Origin of the sequence: Ancylobacter vacuolatus (assembly GCF_030813595.1) — a bacterium.
Taxonomy (GTDB): Bacteria; Pseudomonadota; Alphaproteobacteria; order Rhizobiales; family Xanthobacteraceae; genus Ancylobacter; species Ancylobacter vacuolatus.
This window is the reverse complement of sequence record NZ_JAUSUH010000001.1, coordinates 661,570-676,129: the sequence shown is the minus strand read 5'-3', so window position 1 is coordinate 676,129 and position 14,560 is coordinate 661,570. Positions and strand designations below refer to the sequence as shown.

Genomic DNA, 14,560 nt, shown 5'->3' with positions numbered 1-14,560 from the left:
TATCTGGCGTCATGAAACGCTTTGTCCTCATCGTCGCTTCGCTTCTCGCCGCCGGGCCGGCGCTTGCACAGGTCCCCGCCGCCGGCGGGCCACGTGTGCCCGCCTCGCGCGCCGAGATCGGCCTCAGCTTCGCGCCCGTTGTGGCGCGCACAGCGCCGGCCATCGTCAATGTCTATGCGCTGAAGACGACCCAGCGGAACAATCCGCTGCTGGAGGACCCGTTCTTCCGCCGCTTCTTCGGCGACCGGGGAGGGCCGGATGTGCCCGGCTTTGACATGCCGCGCGAGCGCATCCAGCGTTCGCTGGGATCCGGGGTGCTGGTGGATCGCTCCGGCATCGTCGTCACCAACAACCACGTCATCGATGGTGCCGACGAGATTCGGCTGTCGCTGTCCGACAAGCGCGAGTTCGACGCCGAGGTGGTGTTGCGCGATCCGCGCACGGACATCGCGATTCTCAAGATCAAGGACGGCAAGGCCGATTTCCCCTCGGCGACACTCGGTTCGTCCGATGATCTCCAGGTCGGCGACATCGTGCTGGCGATCGGTAATCCGTTCGGTGTCGGTCAGACGGTGACGCAGGGCATCGTCTCCGCTCTCGCGCGCACCCAGCGCGGCATCACCGACTATGGCTTCTTCATCCAGACCGACGCGGCGATCAATCCGGGAAATTCCGGCGGCGCGCTGGTGGATGGGGCGGGCCGGGTGGTTGGCATCAATACTGCGATCTTCTCGCGTTCCGGCGGCTCGCAGGGCATCGGCTTCGCCATTCCCGCCGACATGGTGCGCGTGGTGCTGCAATCGGCGCTGGCCGGCAGCAAGGTGGTGCGCCGTCCCTGGTTGGGGGCCGATCTACAGCAGATGACGCCGGATCTCGCCGAAGGGCTGGACGTGGTGCGCCCCACCGGCGCGCTGGTGCAGAACATCTTCCCCGGCAGTCCGGCTGAAAAGGCGGGCCTGCGCGCCGGCGATCTCATCGTCACCGTCGCCGGGCTCGAGGTCGATGACCCCGACGCCTTTGGCTTCCGCTTCGCCACCCGCCCGCTGGGCGGCACGGTCGATCTCGGCATCGTCCGGCAGGGCAAGCCGGTGACATTGAGGGTGACGCTGGTGCCGGCGCCGGAGACGGTGCCGCGCGACGAGGTGCTGCTGCAGGGGCGCTCGCCCTTGTCGGGGGCGACGGTGGTCAATCTCTCGCCGGCTGTGATCGAGGAAATGCGGACGATCGACGCGGTTAAGGGCGTGGTGATCCTGATGGTTGAGGAAGGCTCGCCGGCCGAACGTACCAGCTTCCGTCCCGGTGACGTCATCATGGAGATCAACGGCACGCCGATCGCCACGACCGCCGATCTGCAGCGGATTACCCGCGTGCCGGCGCGTTCCTGGCGGGTGACGCTGCAACGCGGCGGGCGGGTCATCTCCGCTTTGCTGCCTGGTTGAGGCGGCCTTGTCCGATCTCTTCGCTTCCGCCGGACTAGAGAATGCCGTTCCCCGGCCGCTGGCCGATCGGCTGCGCCCGCAGAAGCTCGCCGAGGTGGTGGGCCAGGAGCGCCTGACCGGGGAGGCTGGTGCGCTCACCCGGATGATCGCCAACCACTCCCTCGGTTCGCTCATCTTCTGGGGTCCGCCTGGCACCGGCAAGACCACGGTGGCGCGGCTGCTGGCGCGCGAGACCAGCCTGCATTTCGAGCAGGTCTCCGCCATCTTCACTGGCGTCGCCGACCTGAAGAAGGTGTTCGAGGCCGCGCGCGGGCGCCGGGCGATCGGGCAGGGGACGCTGCTCTTCGTCGACGAAATCCACCGCTTCAACCGCGCTCAGCAGGATGGCTTCCTGCCGGTCATGGAAGACGGCACCATCACGCTGATCGGCGCGACGACGGAGAATCCCTCCTTCGAGCTCAATGCGGCGCTGCTGTCGCGCGCGCGGGTGCTGGTGTTCAAGGCGCTCGACGCGGAGGCGGTCGGCAAGCTGCTGGAGCGCGCTGAGACGCTGGAGGGCCGGCGCCTGCCGCTCGACCCGGAGGCGCGGGCGGCGCTGGCCGGCATGGCCGATGGTGACGGCCGCTATTTGCTCGGCCTCGCCGAGGAACTGCTGGCGCTGCCGGACGGGCCGGACCTCGACGTGGCGGGCCTCGCCGCGACCATGCAGAAGCGGGCGCCGATCTATGACAAAGGGCAGGACGAGCACTACAATCTGCTCAGTTGCTTCCACAAGAGCCTGCGCGGCTCGGATGTGAACGGCGCCATGTACTGGGCGGCGCGCATGCTGAGCGGCGGCGAGGACCCGGGCACGGTGTTCCGCCGGCTCTGCTGCGCGGCGTCCGAGGATGTCGGCATGGCCGACCCGCAGGCGATGCCGCAGGTGGTGGCGGCGTGGACGGCATTCGAGCGCGTCGGCTGGCCGGAGGGACGGCTGTTTTTGGCGCAGGCGATTGCCTATGTGGCGACGGCGCCGAAATCCAACGCGGCCTATTCCGCCTTCAACGCGGCGCTGGCGCTGGCCCAGAAGACCGGCTCGCTGGCGCCGCCCAAGCACATTCTCAACGCGCCGACCAAGCTGATGAAGGAACTCGGCTATCACGCCGGCTACCAGTACGATCACGATTTCCCTGATGCGTTTGCCGGACAGCAGTTCTTTCCCGAAGAACTCGCTGGCGATCCAAGGGCTGATTTCTACACGCCGAACGAACGCGGCTTCGAACGCGAGGTGAGGAAGCGCCTGGAGTATTGGGCGCGGCTGCGGGCGGAACGGCAGGGCGGAAAATAGATCGGACAGGCGAGGCTGGCGGCGTGCAGAGCATGATTCTCATCTTTATCGGGGCCGGCATTGGCGGCGTCCTGCGCAATGCGTTTGGCCTCGCGGTCATGCGGACCTTCGGCATGGGCTTCCCCTATGGCACGTTGGCGATCAACGTGATCGGCAGCTTCGCCATCGGCCTCGTCGCGGGATGGCTCACCTTCCTGGCGAGCGGCGGCTGGACCATGCATGCGCGCGCCTTCATCATCACCGGCGTGCTCGGCGGCTTCACCACCTTCTCCACCTTCTCGCTGGACACCGCCCTGCTGGTGCAGCGCGGTGAAATTGGGCTGGCGGCTCTGTATGTCGGCGGTTCGGTTGCGCTGGCGCTGGCCGGCGTGTTCGCCGGGCTGGCGCTCATGCGCGCGCTCGCCTGATCCTGCCGCGTGACATCCTCCCGCGTGACGTGGCGCCCCGTCTCGGCTATGTGCTGGGGCAAGGAGTACCCACGCCATGGCCGTTGAGACACGCCGCGTCGACGCGGATGAAGAGGGCATGCGGCTCGACCGCTGGTTCAAGTCGCATTTCCCCGACCTTTCCTTTGGCCATCTGCAGAAGCTGCTACGCAGCGGGCAGGTGCGTGTGGAGGGCGGCCGGGTGAAGACCAATACGCGGCTTTCCGCCGGCCAGGTCATTCGGATCCCCCCGCTGGAGGAGAAGCCGCAGCTCTCGGCCGCCGAGCATCTGGAGGCGGAGGAAGCGAAGGCGCGTGGCGAGGCGCCCCCCCGTCTGGCCGCGCGCAGCGCGCGCTCCGGCGAGGAAGGCGAGGAACTCGCCGCCCCGGCGGTGCGGCGGTCCAGCTCAGACGACAAGGACGCCCGCGCGCTGAAGGACATGACGCTTTACGAGGACCGCGACGTGCTGGTGCTCAACAAGCCGTTCGGCCTCGCCGTCCAGGGCGGTTCGGGCACCTATCGCCATGTCGACGGCATGCTGGAGGCGCTGCGCGGTTCCGACGGGCAGAAGCCGCGCCTCGTCCACCGCATCGACAAGGATACATCTGGCATCCTGCTGGTGGCTAAGAGCCGCCTGTCGGCTTCGACGCTGGCCAAGACCTTCCGCTCGCGCTCGGCCCGCAAGGTCTACTGGGCGCTGGTTCCCGGCGTGCCGCGCCCCTCGCAGGGCCGCATCTCCACCTATCTCGCCAAGGACGAGGCGGCGGAAAAGATGCGCGTGGCCCGGCATGGCGACGACGAGGCCAGCCACGCCATCTCCTATTACGCCGTAGTGGACAATGCGGCGCAGAAGCTGGCATGGCTGTCGATGAAGCCGGTAACGGGCCGCACCCACCAGCTGCGCGCCCATGCCGCCCATATCGGCCATCCCATCGTCGGCGACCCGAAATATTTCGACATCGAGAACTGGCCGCTGCCGGGCGGGCTGCAGAACCGGCTGCATCTTCTGGCGCGCCGGCTGGTCATCCCGCATCCGCGCGGCGACAAGCTGATCGACGTCTCGGCGCCGCTGCCCCCGCACATGCAGCAGAGCTGGAACGTTCTCGGCTTCGACGCTTCGCAGTACGACCCGATCGTCGATGCCCCGGAAAGCTGAGGCGCCGGCGAGCGGCGAGGCAGGGCTGGTGGATGCCGCACGGGCACGGATGGCGCGGGCGCCGGCAATGGGCTACGCAGCTGCGAAATCGCCTCTGCCGGGAGCCTTGCTCATGTTGCCCGCCGCCTGCCGCGCCGCGCTTTTCCTGTCTCTGTGCCTCGCTGGCCCTACGGCGATGGCGCAGGACTGCACCGGCAAGCTCGGGACCTCGCGGGTGATGCAGGTCGATCCGTCGGGCCTGCAGGTCGGGACCAAGCATTTCCCGCAGACGCTCGACCTCGCCGACCGCGAAGTCGTGCTGACCTTCGATGACGGTCCGCTGCCAGGCACGACTCCGTCCGTGCTGAAGGCGCTGGCGCGCGAATGCGTGCGCGCCACCTTCTTTGTCATCGGCCGCAACGCCGCCGGCCATCCCGATCTGCTGCGCCGCGAGATTGCCGAGGGTCACACGGTGGGCCATCACAGCATGACCCACCCGATGACGCTGGCCGATATCGCCTATGACAAAGCCGTGGCCGACATCGAGAAGGGGATCGCGGCGGACGACAAGGCCGCCTATGGCGCCAGCGGCACCCGTCCGCGCGTGCCCTTCTTCCGCTTTCCCGGCTTCGGTGCGTCGTCGGAACTGCTCGATTACCTGAAGGGGCGCGGCATCGGCGTGTTCGGCGCCGATCTCTGGGCGTCCGACTGGAATCCGATGACGCCGGAAGAGCAGCTCACCCTGGTCATGGCCCGTCTCGACCATGCCGGCCGGGGCATCATCCTCTTGCACGACACGCGGGCGCAGACCGCCAAGATGCTGCCGGCATTTCTCACCGCGTTGAAAGAGAAGGGCTACCGCGTCGTGCACATCGTGCCGGTGCCCCCACGTACCGCGACGGCGCCGTGAGGCGCGGCGGCGCCAACGACGGCTAGGCCTCGGCTCCCCCGGCGAAGATCTGCCGGTGCAGCAACGCGAGGCGCGGGGCGAGCTGGGCGTCGAAGCCATAGACGCGCTCCGCCGCCACCCGGCCGCTGCGGGCCAACTCCCGCAACGCCGAGGGATGCGCGCGATACCAGCTCACCTTCTCCACGATCGCCTCCACCTCATGCGGCACCAGCACGAGGTCGCGGTCGTCGACAAAGGCGCAGTTCAGGTTCAGCGGATCGGTGCAGAACAACGCGACCTCGTTCAGCATGGCATCCGAGCCGCAGGCCGTGGGAAAGCCGTCAAAAGCGCCGGGCAGCAGCACAAACGGGACATTGCACAGCAGGATCAGGTCCTTGTCCCGATAGAAGTCGCGCAGCCAGCCCGGCTCGCGGCTGCCGTAGAAAGTAATGCGCCCGTCCAGCCCGTCGAGCGGCAGGTCGTCCGGCCCGAAGCCGCCTACGACATGGAAATGGCAGTCGTCGAAGCGCGCCGCCAGTGCGCGGGCGACGTCGAGGAACAGGTCATATCCCTTGTCGCGACCGTCGGACGTGTATTTGTGCGCGGTGAAGCAGATGTCGAGGCGCGGCTTCCCCTCGCCATAGCGCGGTAGGGGGGCGGGCGGGTCGAGATTCGTCGCCGGCGTGACGACGCCATAGATGAATTCGATCTCGCCCCGTGCGCAGAAGCCCTTCTCGACGAGATAGTCGAGCGTGATCTTCTGCGTCACAATCACCTTTCGGAACATAGGGCTGGCAAAGATGCGGCGCAGGCGATCGTCGGACGTCGCGTCCCGCATGAAGAAGGCGCCGCCGGGATAGAGCGTAAACACGAACGGAATGGCGTTCGCCTCGAAATGGGCGAGGCTTGCCGCGCAATTGCCGGCAAAAACCGTCAATCCGCAGCGGGCGCGCTGGTTGGGCGGCAGCTTGGCCATGGGCCGGGTCTTGCCGCTCAGGGCCGGCGCGGCGACGTCGTGCTCGGCGATCACCTCCTCGATGGAACGTTTGTCCTTGAAGAAAGTGCTCGCAGCGCCGCTTGAGAAGACGCGCACGCGCTCGAACAGGGCGAGATAGGTGTCGAATTCTTCCCGCCGGAAGCCGGATTGCGGGTGCGGATAGGCGTCGTCAAGGATGAGAAGATCAAGCATGGCGGGCAGCGCGTCAGCTCCGTCGTCGCCGGAGAACCATTGCCGTACCCGTCTCTGCAGCGCCTTTCGCGCTGTTGAGATGCGCCCCCGCCGCCGTACCGGCCGTGGCAAAGGCGGCATTGGCGCCCCGACCTCCCCAATTTCGATATCGAGTTCGGTCCCGAGCGCTCGCCGGTTGGCGGCGATGAACTGCGCGAATTGCGCGCGGTAGCGAAAGTCGAAGAGCCGGTCGAGCTGGAGGCTGAGCCTGATCGCAGATACCAGTCGCTCGCGCCCAGGGCGCCTCGACCGGAACGTCCCGGCGTGCCGCCGGGATACGGCCATCGGCTCGTCGATATAGCCAATCATGCCGTGCTGGGCATTCAGTATATTGAAAGGCCAGCCGCAGCCGGGCAGGGCGTACATCCAGGCTGGTATCTCGGCGATGAGGCGGTTGCGCATCATGCAGGAGGGCGTGGCGATGAAGTCGCCCGCGCACAGATCGGCAGCGGTGCTGGACGCGGGCAGCGTGGCGAACAGGGGATGTGTCGGCGTCCCGTCCTCGTCGGCGACTAGCACATTGTGGAAGCAGATGGCGTAGTCGCGATGAGAATCGAGGAACGCAACCTGCTTGCTCAGCTTGTGCGGGTCGGTCCAGACGTCGTCGCCTTCGAGAAAGGCAACATACTCCCCCCGGCACTCCCGGCAGGTTTCGAGATAGTTGGGAACGGCTCCGATATTTACCGGCCGCTCGACCAGATGGATGCGGTCGGGATAGCGGTCGCGGTAGCTGCGGCAGATGGCGCGCGTGGCGTCGGTGGAGCGGTCCTCGCCGATGACGATCTCGACCTCGAAATCCGTCTGTTGGGCGAGCGCGCTCTCGATGGCCTGCCCGATGAATCGCTCGTGATTGAAGGTGATCATCGACACCGACACCTTGGGTGCCGGCCGTGGATGGAGGAAGCGCAGGGCGTGCCGCTCCAGCGAGTGGCAGAGCGCGCCAAGTTCACCGGCCAGCGCGGCATCGCGTGAGCGGATCAGCACCGCATAGGTCGCGGTCTCGAATACCGGCGTCAGCCTTTCGCGCGCAAGCGCCAGTCCATCGCCGACCGATGGCCAGTCGATATCGTCGAGCACCATGACCGCGCCCTCGCCCATAAGGCCGAAATAGGCCTCGACATCGGCGAGCACCTCGGCGCGGTCGTGGTTGCCGTCGATATGGACCATGCCCGCCGCGACGCCGCGCCCGCGCAGCACGTCGATCGCCCGCGCGGAGGTCTCGCGCAGCAGTTCGCAGGACGCTGCCAGATGCAGTTCGTCGCGACGCTGCAGGAAGGCGTCGTGCAGCGCGTCATAGTCCGTGGTCTCGATGAAGGCCGTCACTTCGTCGAAAACCGCAGCTGGGATATCCGCTTCCCGGGCGGCCGCCCGCGAATACGGGTCGATGCCGTAGCTGCGCCCGCCGCGCGCGGCAAAGGACCAGGCGAGGGGAAGAAGGCTGCGGCCGCGATAGACCCCGATCTCGACATAGGTCTTCAAGTCGAGGCGGGCGGCGAGGCCGGCCATGACGTAGAGCTTGTCGAGCGCACTGCCGCCTCCGATGTCGGCGGGAACAGCGAGGGCCAGATCGGCCAGTTTGCGGATATCAACCATGGCGATTCAATGCAGATGCGGCGCAGCGACGGCGGGTCATTCAGCCTTTTCGTGTCTTCCTGAGACGCTTGAAAAGGCGGCGCAGGCGCCGAGTTAAGGTAAGCGGTGGCGGCGGCGGTAGCGGCGGGGGCGTCAACCTGCCGCCGGGCGCCCCCATGGCAAGCTGGAAGGCCGGCATCGGCACCACCTCCCGCCGAAGTTCGGGCGGCGCGCGGAAAACCGCTTCCAGGACGAACTCCCGGAAGTCTTGCCGCCGCGGGCCCTCATGGGAAAGCAGGTAGCGCCAGACGTCGCGTGAATCGGCGCGAGGGTCGCTCCCTGCGGCCGTCGGGGGCTTGTATCCCGCCCCGCCCAGAAAGGCGGAAGCGAAATTCTCCGCGCTCACCTCCTCGAAGAACCGGCGCAGGATGAACCGCATCTCGCGCGCGTTGCGCTCCGCCGCGTCGGGCGAATGTCCCGACGTGTTTGTTCCGTGCAGGCGGAAGCGGACCAGCCGATCGGGCATGACGTGGATCGGGTGCTTCTGCAGCAGTCGCAGCCACATGTCATAGTCCGGCAACTGGCGCAGATACTCGTCATAGAGCCCGCATTCCGCGTAGGCCTCGCGCCGGATGAGGACGGAGGGGTGGCAGAGGCAGTTTCCGTTTTCCACCAGTTGACTGAGCCAGCGGTGCCGGCTTCGGTTCTCCTGGGTAAAGAGGTCCGCCGGGACGGGCCCCAAATCCTCGAGCAGCTGTCCGGCGCCGTCGATCCAGCGCACATTGCAGAAAAGGGCGGCACAATCCGGCAGGCGCTCCAGAAGGTCGATCTGGCGGGCGAGCTTGTCCTGCTCCCACACATCGTCGGAATTGCACACCGCGACTAGCGGAGCGCGGGCCAGTCGCACCGCGACATTCATTGCCGCGCTGGCGCCGATATTCGCCTCAAGCGGGACATGGACCAGCCGGGCATCGTCGAACTGGCGGATCACCGCATTTGAGCCGTCGGGCGAGGCGTCATCGACGACGATCAGTTCGAGATCGGCCATCGACTGTCCGAGGACAGAGCCGATCGCCTCGGCAATATAGGCCTCATGCCGGTAGGACGGCATGACGACCGATACACGGGGGGCCCTCATGCGCGCGCTCCGGGGTCCTTGCCCGCCGGCCCCGACGGAAAGGGCCGCGCCGGCACGCCGGCCACCACCGCGCCAGCCGGAACGTCGCCCACCACGCAGGCCCCGGCCGCGATGAAGGCGCCGTCGCCGATCATCAGCGGTCGATCCGGCGAACCATTGCGGATCGACGCGCCGACCCCGATCCAGACCCCCTCGCCGACATGGACATGGCCCGCCAGATGCACGCCCGGGCAGAGGGTGGCGAAGGCGCCGACATGGACGTCGTGCGACAGCACGCAACCGAAGTTCACAAGCCCGAATGCGCCGAGCCGGATCGAGGCCGAGAGCACGGCGCCATGGAACACCTGCACCCCGTCGCCCACCCGGGCGGATGGCAGCATGTGCGCCGTGCTACTGACGAACCGGCCGAGCGGCAGGCCGGCGGCGCGCAACCGGTCGGCGATCCGCCGGCGGACGGCGATCGCACCGATGGCGACGAACCAGTCGCTGTCCTTGAACCGGGAAGCGGCGTCCTCGAAGGCCAGTACCGGCAGGCCGTCGACCTCGCGTCCGGCCGCCAGATCATCGACGAAGGCCTGGACCCGCACGCCGTCACGCTCCATCTCGTAGCGCAGCTCGCGGGCCTGGCCGCCGGCTCCGTACAGAACCGCCGCGCGCGCGGACCGCAATTCGTCCCGCCCCTGCATCGCCATTCCCGTGATCCTCCGGCTGCGCGTCAGCGCAGGCAGTCCGCCGCCGCCTCGCACACATAACGCAGCTCAGCCTCTTCCATTGTGTCATAGAGAGGAAGCGCAACGACACGGGGCGCGATGGCCGCGGTGACCGGCAGCTCGTCCACCACCGCTATGTCCTTGAAATAGGGCTGCTCGGCCAGATGCGGGCTGAAATAGGTGCCGAGATCCACGCCCCGTTCCTTCATGCGCTGGACGAAGGTCGCCCGGGGAATGCCGGCCTCCTCCGGCATCAGCGTCGGCACGAACTGATGAGCGGCGCGCGTGCCCGTGTGGCGCTGGAAGGTGAAGTCCTGCAGCCGCGCGCGGTAGAGCGCGTAGAGTTCGGCGCGGCGTTCGACAACCCGGTCGATCTCGTCGAGCTTGCGCAGCGCCTGCAGCGCGGGCAGCTCGGCGAGCTTGGCGTTGAGGCCGGGCATCTGGGCCGCGCGCGCGCCGTCGAAGCCGAAATTCGCCATCTGCCGCAGCCGGGCGATGCGCTGCTTGTCCGCGCAATAGATCACTGCGCCTTCCGAGGTGGCGAAGGTCTTGGTCGCGTGCATCGAGTAGACGACCGACATCGGCGCGCCATGCCCAAAGCCGTGCCCGGCGGCATCGCGGGTACCCAGCGAGGCGGCGGCGTCGATCACCACCCCCACGCCCGTGCGCGCGGCAAGGGCAGCGTACCAATTGAGATCGAGGCAGTTGCCGTAGGTGGCGTAGGGCAGAATGACGGCGATATCCTCGCCATGGCGCTCCATCAGGCGCTGCTCGGCCTCGCGGGAGGGGAGCCATGTCTCCGGCTCGATGTCGTAGAGGATCGGCGTGAGGCCGCACCACGCCGCCGCATGGGCCGTTGCCGCGAAGGTGAAGGAGGGCACCAGCGCGTATCTGCCCCGGCGCCCGCCGAAATGGACCGCTTCCTTGACCGCCAGCAGCAGCGCGATAGTCGCGTTGCAGGCCGTCAGGCAGGCCCCGTCGCCGCCGAAGACGTCGCTCAGCAGTCGTGACTCGAAGGCCGTGTTGATCGGGCCGAAATTCGAGAACACGCCGGAAGCCTCATGCGCCGCCAGATCATCGGCATAGTGACTGAGGCGGATGGGGCGAGGCTTCAGAAGAGGTACGCGCATGTGTTTCGTGCTTGTGCTGCCGGACGAACGCGCCATGCGACGACTCAACCTTACCCGCTCTTACACAATTCCCACGGGTTGAGCGAGCCTATCCAAAAGGGGGCGGCTTGGCTCGAACGGCGCGGTCGAAACGCGCCGATTGCCGGCGCGGGCGCCCCGGGAATCGTCCCATCCCGTCCCGTGCCGCCGCCGTGTCATGGGGGCAAGCCATTGTCCCACCAAGGCCGATTGGCCATCATGGTGGCGGCCCCAGCGTGCCGGCGATTGGTCGACCAACGAGTACACCGGGCCGTTCGCGGGCGATCAGCGTAAGGGGTGAATCGCGCGGTCCGAGATTGTCATTCCAGACGGTGTGATCTCGCCGCCCTGGCTGATGGATCGAGAGCCGCTATGCCGCAGCAGGGCGCTGCGTTCCGCGCCGCCGGCGTCCGGACGTCAGCGCATGACGTCCGCACGATCGCTTCGACCTGCGGCAGCGAATGCCGGCGCGATGGGAAGGCGTTCTGGGCTGGAGTTGGGGGACGAGGGCCTCCCTCTGCAGACAAAGGGCTGAGGGGAGGCAACAGACGACCGCTGCGAGCTACTTAAACGCTAACGATGCCGGAACATTCAATCCCGCACCCCATGTTCCGGTGCGGGCCAAGCAGGAAGCGTCTGATGAAAGAAGCACGCATTCAAAAGAATGGTGCGGTCGAGAGGACTCGAACCTCCACGGTGTTACCCACTGCCACCTCAAGGCAGCGCGTCTACCAATTCCGCCACGACCGCATCGCCAGCGCCGGTTGCCTCATCAGCTTCCAGCGCGAGCGGGGCATCGTCTAGCAGATGGAGTAGGCGTCTACAAGAGCCACCCGGCTTGCGCACGCGCCTGTGGACAGCATCGCTGCTCGCCCATGGCGGCACAGGCGACAGGAGCGGGGGCAGCCATTATGTATCAGCCATGGAAGACGCGGCTCATAACCCTGCAAACGCCAGCGCCGTCGATCGTGACGGGCTTCATCCGCTGTTGCTGCCGATACCCGGGGCGGCCCCGGTGCGCTGGCGTGTATCGGCCGCGCCGGTGGCCTATCCCGAGGCGCTGGCGGAGATGGACCAGCGTGCCGCGGCGATCGCCGCTGGCGCGGCGGACGAACTCGTCTGGCTGCTGGAACATCCCCCGCTCTATACGGCCGGCACCAGCGCCCGAGCGGAGGACCTTGTCGACCCCGGCCGATTCCCGATCTTCGATACGGGGCGGGGAGGGCAGTTCACCTATCACGGCCCCGGCCAGCGCGTCGCTTATGTGATGCTGGACCTGAAGCGACGCGAACCCGACGTTCGCCGCTATGTCGCCGCACTGGAGGAATGGCTGATCCGCGCGCTCGATTCGTTCAATGTGCGCGGCGAGCGCCGGGAGGATCGGGTCGGCGTGTGGGTGCGTCGCCCAGAAAAGGCGGGCACCGGCGAGGACAAGATCGCCGCTATCGGCATCCGGGTGCGTCGCTGGGTGACGCTGCACGGGGTCTCGCTCAATGTTGAGCCAGAACTCTCTCATTTCGCCGGCATCGTGCCGTGTGGCGTGCGCGAGCATGGCATCACCAGCCTTGTCGATCTTGGCCTGCCGGTGACGATGGACGATGCCGACCTCGCCTTGCGCCAGGCCTTCGAAACGGTGTTCGGGCCGACGATCGTCGATGCGGCCTGAGGTTAAGCTGTGGGCCAGATCGCGAAGTCGCCGAAGGCGTCTGCCGCCGGCGCCGCCTCTTCCCGGACCGTCACCTCGATGACGTCCGCCGCCGCAGGCCCCGTCCGGCAGGCGGCGAGAAAATCGTCCAGTGTCGGCGCGGGGGCGAACAGCAGCGCCTCGACGCTGCCGTCGTGCCGGTTGCGTACCCACCCCCGCAGGCCGCGCCTCGCGGCTTCGCGTGCGAGCCAGGCGCGGTAGCCGACGCCCTGCACCCGTCCGCGCACGATGAGGCGGGTCGCCGCAATGCTCGTCATGAGAACTCCCTCAACAAAGTTTCGGTAGCGCGAAACCGCAAGCGGCTTAAGGAATTGTCCCTGCGCCGACTCTTCATTAACACCAGCTCGTCCATGAACGCGCACCGTCCCCGTCGCGGGCCGATCCGTTCATCCCTCACGCCCCGTCCGGAGTAGGCATGCGCGAAGAGACCGATCTCGCCACCCCGCTGCGCGGGCCGGAGCACGACAACGATCCGAGCGAGACGCCCGGCTTCGTCGAGGCGGTGGTCGGTGCCATCGACGCTGGCGATGTCGCGGCCCTGCGTGCGATTGTCAGCGATCTGCACGAGACCGATGTCGCGCGGCTGCTGGAAGCGCTGCCGGCCCCGGATCGTCCCCAGCTGATCGAACTGCTGGGGAGCGATTTCGACTTTACCGCGCTGACCGAGCTCGACGAGACGGTGCGCGTGCAGATCCTTGAGGCGCTGTCGACCCAGACCGTCGTCGACGGCATGCGCGACCTCGATTCCGACGACGCGGTCTACATTCTTGAAGACCTCGACGACGCCGACAAGCAGGAAATTCTCTCCAATCTGTCGATCCCGGAGCGGGCGGCGCTGCAGCGCAGCCTCGATTATCCCGAGGAAAGCGCCGGCCGGCGCATGCAGACGGAGTTCATTGCGCTACCGCCCTATTGGACCGTCGGCCAGACGCTGGACTATATCGGCGAGACCGAGGGGCTGCCGGAAACCTTCTTCGAGGTGTTCGTCGTCGATGCCACCTATCGTCTGAACGGCTCGGTGCCGCTCGACCGGCTTTTGCGCACCAAGCGCGGCACCAAGCTCAGCGACGTGGTGACGCCGGACCGTCACGTCGTCAACGCCACCGACGACCAGGAAGACGTGGCGCGTGTGTTCGAGCGCTACAACCTCATCTCGGCACCGGTGGTCGACGAGGCCGGGCGCCTCGTCGGCGTGCTCACCGTCGACGACATCGTCGACGTGATCCAGGAAGAGGCGGATGAGGACCTGAAGGCGCTCGGCGGCGTCGCCGGCGACGAGGAACTGTCCGACAGCTTCTGGTACATTGCCCGCAGCCGCTTCTCCTGGCTCCTCCTCAACCTGATCGCCGCCAACATTGCCTCCTTCGTCATCGCCCTGTTCGAGAACGAGCTCCAGCGCATGGTGGCACTGGCCGTGCTGATGCCGATCGTCGCCAGCCAGGGCGGCAATGCGGCGACACAAACCATGACGGTGGCGGTACGAGCACTTGCCACCCGCGAATTGCGGCCGAGCAATGCCCGCCGGGTCATCGCGCGCGAACTGCTGGTGGGTCTCTTCAACGGCGTGGTCTTCGCGGTGATCATGGCCGTCGTGGTGTTCGCGCGTTTTGGTGTGGCCGACCTCGGCTTCGTGATCGCGCTGGCGATGGTGATCAATCTCGCGGCCGCCGCGCTGGGCGGCATTCTCATCCCGCTGACGCTCGACCGCCTGAAGGTTGATCCGGCGGTCGCGTCGGGTCCTTTCGTGACCACCATCACCGATGTCGTCGGGTTCTTCGCCTTTCTCGGGATCGCGTCTCTGTGGTTCTAGGCGGGGACGATGCCCGGGCCGGCCGCCGGGCCGC

At 67.2% G+C, this 14,560-nt stretch carries 12 protein-coding genes and 1 tRNA gene; 7 read left to right on the top strand and 6 right to left on the bottom strand.

The annotated features are described in order from the left end of the window. The first annotated feature begins 11 nt into the window (after positions 1-11). The 5 genes from J2S76_RS03225 to J2S76_RS03205 all read left to right on the top strand — a co-directional run bounded on the left by J2S76_RS03225 (position 12) and on the right by J2S76_RS03205 (position 5,236). A complete protein-coding gene (locus J2S76_RS03225) occupies positions 12-1,439 on the top strand; it encodes a DegQ family serine endoprotease (RefSeq protein ID WP_307057459.1) in 1,428 nt (475 codons plus the stop codon). Between the two features lie 7 nt (positions 1,440-1,446). Continuing rightward, the gene (locus J2S76_RS03220; RefSeq protein ID WP_307057458.1) at positions 1,447-2,766 is read left to right on the top strand and encodes a replication-associated recombination protein A; all 1,320 of its coding nucleotides are present in this window, start codon (positions 1,447-1,449) and stop codon (positions 2,764-2,766) included. Between the two features lie 32 nt (positions 2,767-2,798). Next, positions 2,799-3,173 (top strand): fluoride efflux transporter CrcB, encoded by a 375-nt coding sequence (gene crcB / locus J2S76_RS03215; RefSeq protein WP_307057456.1) that lies wholly within the window; start codon positions 2,799-2,801, stop codon positions 3,171-3,173. A gap of 76 nt (positions 3,174-3,249) precedes the next feature. After that, the gene (locus J2S76_RS03210; protein WP_307057455.1) at positions 3,250-4,347 is read left to right on the top strand and encodes an RluA family pseudouridine synthase; all 1,098 of its coding nucleotides are present in this window, start codon (positions 3,250-3,252) and stop codon (positions 4,345-4,347) included. Positions 4,348-4,459: 112 nt separating this feature from the next. Then, positions 4,460-5,236 (top strand): polysaccharide deacetylase family protein, encoded by a 777-nt coding sequence (locus tag J2S76_RS03205; RefSeq protein ID WP_307057453.1) that lies wholly within the window; start codon positions 4,460-4,462, stop codon positions 5,234-5,236. 22 nt (positions 5,237-5,258) lie between these two features. On the opposite strand, the gene J2S76_RS03200 is transcribed toward J2S76_RS03205, so the two are convergent. From J2S76_RS03200 to J2S76_RS03180, 5 genes are all read right to left on the bottom strand, one after another. After that, a complete protein-coding gene (locus tag J2S76_RS03200; RefSeq protein ID WP_307057451.1) occupies positions 5,259-8,036 on the bottom strand; it encodes a glycosyltransferase in 2,778 nt (925 codons plus the stop codon). Positions 8,037-8,076: 40 nt separating this feature from the next. Then, on the bottom strand, positions 8,077-9,153 hold the full coding sequence (locus J2S76_RS03195; protein ID WP_307057449.1) for a glycosyltransferase: 1,077 nt from the start codon (positions 9,151-9,153) through the stop codon (positions 8,077-8,079). Next, positions 9,150-9,845 carry an acetyltransferase gene (locus tag J2S76_RS03190; protein WP_307057447.1) on the bottom strand — a complete coding sequence of 232 codons (696 nt, stop codon included), beginning with the start codon at positions 9,843-9,845 and terminating at the stop codon, positions 9,150-9,152. The genes J2S76_RS03195 and J2S76_RS03190 overlap by 4 nt, the downstream gene beginning before the upstream one ends. Before the next feature lie 23 nt (positions 9,846-9,868). Further along, positions 9,869-10,993 (bottom strand): DegT/DnrJ/EryC1/StrS family aminotransferase, encoded by a 1,125-nt coding sequence (locus tag J2S76_RS03185; RefSeq protein WP_307057445.1) that lies wholly within the window; start codon positions 10,991-10,993, stop codon positions 9,869-9,871. Between the two features lie 683 nt (positions 10,994-11,676). Further along, positions 11,677-11,761: transfer RNA gene (locus tag J2S76_RS03180), tRNA-Leu, on the bottom strand. Between the two features lie 172 nt (positions 11,762-11,933). Here J2S76_RS03180 and lipB point away from each other — a divergent pair. After that, positions 11,934-12,677 (top strand): lipoyl(octanoyl) transferase LipB, encoded by a 744-nt coding sequence (lipB, locus tag J2S76_RS03175; RefSeq protein ID WP_307057442.1) that lies wholly within the window; start codon positions 11,934-11,936, stop codon positions 12,675-12,677. Between the two features lie 2 nt (positions 12,678-12,679). Here lipB and J2S76_RS03170 read toward each other — a convergent pair whose 3' ends face one another. Beyond that, positions 12,680-12,973, bottom strand: coding sequence for an acylphosphatase (locus J2S76_RS03170; protein ID WP_307057440.1), 294 nt, complete (start codon positions 12,971-12,973; stop codon positions 12,680-12,682). A 158-nt stretch (positions 12,974-13,131) separates the two neighbouring features. On the opposite strand from J2S76_RS03170, the gene mgtE reads away from it, so the two are divergent. Then, entirely contained in the window at positions 13,132-14,526 is a 1,395-nt protein-coding gene (mgtE, locus tag J2S76_RS03165) for a magnesium transporter (protein ID WP_307057437.1), read from the top strand. Positions 14,527-14,560 lie beyond the last annotated feature (34 nt).

Excerpts from the sequence above, each read along its gene's own strand:
- J2S76_RS03195 (WP_307057449.1), bottom strand. The coding sequence starts at position 9,153 with ATGAGGGCCCCCCGTGTATCGGTCGTCATGCCGTCCTACCGGCATGAG.
- J2S76_RS03185 (WP_307057445.1), bottom strand. The coding sequence starts at position 10,993 with ATGCGCGTACCTCTTCTGAAGCCTCGCCCCATCCGCCTCAGTCACTAT.
- J2S76_RS03200 (WP_307057451.1), bottom strand. The coding sequence starts at position 8,036 with ATGGTTGATATCCGCAAACTGGCCGATCTGGCCCTCGCTGTTCCCGCC.
- mgtE (WP_307057437.1), top strand. The coding sequence starts at position 13,132 with ATGCGCGAAGAGACCGATCTCGCCACCCCGCTGCGCGGGCCGGAGCAC.
- J2S76_RS03170 (WP_307057440.1), bottom strand. The coding sequence starts at position 12,973 with ATGACGAGCATTGCGGCGACCCGCCTCATCGTGCGCGGACGGGTGCAG.
- J2S76_RS03210 (WP_307057455.1), top strand. The coding sequence starts at position 3,250 with ATGGCCGTTGAGACACGCCGCGTCGACGCGGATGAAGAGGGCATGCGG.
- J2S76_RS03205 (WP_307057453.1), top strand. The coding sequence starts at position 4,460 with ATGTTGCCCGCCGCCTGCCGCGCCGCGCTTTTCCTGTCTCTGTGCCTC.
- J2S76_RS03225 (WP_307057459.1), top strand. The coding sequence starts at position 12 with ATGAAACGCTTTGTCCTCATCGTCGCTTCGCTTCTCGCCGCCGGGCCG.
- J2S76_RS03190 (WP_307057447.1), bottom strand. The coding sequence starts at position 9,845 with ATGGCGATGCAGGGGCGGGACGAATTGCGGTCCGCGCGCGCGGCGGTT.
- lipB (WP_307057442.1), top strand. The coding sequence starts at position 11,934 with ATGGAAGACGCGGCTCATAACCCTGCAAACGCCAGCGCCGTCGATCGT.
- crcB (WP_307057456.1), top strand. The coding sequence starts at position 2,799 with ATGATTCTCATCTTTATCGGGGCCGGCATTGGCGGCGTCCTGCGCAAT.